General features: G+C 52.6%; 1 other annotated feature (cut by a window edge).

The annotated features are described in order from the left end of the window. Positions 1–2,417: a sequence feature (mutual gap in cmsearch alignment for this rRNA model is longer than 100), on the bottom strand; it reaches 623 nt to the left of the window's first position. Positions 2,418–2,626 lie beyond the last annotated feature (209 nt).

The following is a 2,626-nucleotide window of genomic DNA, read 5'->3' as shown; positions in this document are numbered from 1 at the left end:
AGCCCTACTTTCGTACCTGCTCGACCCGTCAGTCTCGCAGTCAAGCTCCCTTCTGCCTTTATGCTCTTCGCGCGATTTCTGTCCGCGCTGAGGGAACCTTTGGACGCCTCCGTTGCTCTTTCGGAGGCGACCGCCCCAGTCAAACTGCCCGCCTGGTACTGTCCCGAACACTGTTAATGTTCCGGTTAGATCCTTAGCATATAAAGGCCGGTATCCCAACGGTGACTCCGATAGTTCTAGCGATCTATCCTCCCAGTCTCCCGGCTATCCTGTACGTTATATGCCAAAGACCAATGCCAAGCTGCAGTAAAGCTCCATGGGGTCTTTCTGTCCAGTCGCGGGTAACCTGCATCTTCACAGGTATTTCAATTTCACCGGGTCCCTCGTTGAGACAGTGCCCAAATCGTTACGCCTTTCGTGCGGGTCGGAACTTACCCGACAAGGAATTTCGCTACCTTAGGACCGTTATAGTTACGGCCGCCGTTTACAGGGGCTTCAGTTCGCTGCTTCACCTTACGGCTAACAACTCTCCTTAACCTTCCTGCACCGGGCAGGCGTCAGCACCTATACTTCAGCTTGCGCTTTCGCAGGCACCTGTGTTTGTGGTAAACAGTCGCTTGGGCCTCTTTTCTGCCGCCGCCAACAGCTCCAACAGTAAATGTCTTCACCACCAGCGGCCATCCTTTTCCCGAAGTTACGGATGCATTTTGCCGAGTTCCTTAACGAGGGTTTTCCCGCGCACCTTAGGATTCTCTCCCCGCCTACCTGTGTCGGTTTTGGTACGGGCGGACGTCTTCTCGTTAGAAGCTTTTCTTGGCAGTGTAGTGCAGCTGAATTCAGATTGACCGTAGTCTTTCCTATCGATCGGTTCTCGGCCTTGTAGTATGGGGATTTGCCTCCATACTAGCCTACCGCCTTCGACACGCACATCCAATCGCGTGCTCAGCTTCCTTCCTGCGTCACTCCATCCTCAAACGAAGACGCCCGGTACTGGAATTTTCGCCAGTTGTCCATCGCCTATGCTTTTCGCCTCGGCTTAGGTCCCGACTAACCCCGGGACGACGAGCGTTGCCCGGGATACCTTAGGCTTTCGGTGGACAGGATTCTCACCTGTCGTTTCGCTACTCATACCGGCATTCTCACTTCTTATCCGTCCAGCAGTCCTTCCGGTCTACCTTCGTCCGGATAAGAACGCTCCCCTACCCAAAGTTACATAGTAACTTTGCCGCGGCTTCGGTTCTGTGCTTTAGCCCCGGATATTTTCGGCGCAGGGCCTCTCGACCAGTGAGCTATTACGCACTCTTTTAATGGTGGCTGCTTCTGAGCCAACATCCTGGTTGTTTTCGAAGTCCTACATCCTTCTCCACTTAGCACAGCATTTGGGACCTTAGCCGGCGGTCTGGGCTGTTTCCCTCTTGAATACGGGTCTTATCACTCGCATTCTGACTCCCAGGCTGCCCATATGAGCCATTCGTAGTTTGACTGGGGTCGGTAGGCTTTACGCCCCCTTGCCCGATCAGTGCTCTACCGTCTCTATGGTTATTCGCCTGAGGCTAGCCCTAAAGCTATTTCGGGGAGAACCAGCTATCTCCACGTTCGATTGGCATTTCACCCCTATACACATCTCATCCCAACATTTTTCAACATGCACGGGTTCGGTCCTCCACTCATTTTTACCTGAGCTTCAACCTGGACATGTATAGATCACTGTGGTTTCGGGTCTAATCCATGCTACTTGACGCCCTCTTAAGACTCGCTTTCGCTTCGGCTCCGCGTCTCCCGCTTAACCTCGCAGCATAAATTAACTCGCCGGTTCATTCTTCAATAGGCACGCCGTCGCACATGTAAAGTGCTCCGACTGTTTGTAGACATACGGTTTCAGGTTCTATTGCACTCCCCTCCCGGGGTTCTTTTCACCTTTCCCTCACGGTACTCATCGCTATCGGTCGTTTCGATGTATTTAGCCTTGGATGGTGGTCCACCCTGCTTCCCACTGGGTTCCTCGTGCCCTGTGGTACTCTGGATTCCTGCCCGCTTTTCACTCTTTCGTGTACGAGGGTCTCACTCTCTTTGCCGCACCTTCCCAGATGCTTCCACTAAAGTGTCCAGTTTGTTGCAGGTCCGCAACCCCAAACAACCGAAGTCATTTGGTTTGGGCTCTTCCCGTTTCGCTCGCCGCTACTCAGGGAATCTCTTTGATTTCTTTTCCTCCGACTACTTAGATGTTTCAGTTCATCGGGTGTTTTCTCCTTATCTCGTAGATAAGGTGACAAGACGTTACTCTTGCCGGGTTGCCCCATTCGGAAATCCATGAGTCTATGCTTACTTGCAGCTCGTCATGGCTTATCGCAGCTGATCGCGTCCTTCTTCGTTTCGAAACGCCTAGGCATCCGCCGTATGCCCTTCTAAACTTGACTTACGTCTTACGACTTTTGTCATCAGTTTAAAGGTATTTTCGCTTTATCCTAATTTGCTTGGGAAAATCTTTTAGTGAGGACTGTTCTGCTTCCTACGCTCATGATTTCGCCCCTTCCACCACGCGTTGCGTGGTCCCCCTCCCCCGCAAGCAGGGGAGGCTGAAGGTGACGCCAATCTCGCTCTCTTAGCTTCCCCCGTTTACGGGGGG

Source organism: Selenomonas sp. oral taxon 126 (assembly GCF_001683335.1).
Classification (GTDB): domain Bacteria; phylum Bacillota; class Negativicutes; order Selenomonadales; family Selenomonadaceae; genus Centipeda.
Note: the sequence above shows the minus strand (reverse complement) of the source record. Positions and strands in the feature narration are given on the sequence as shown.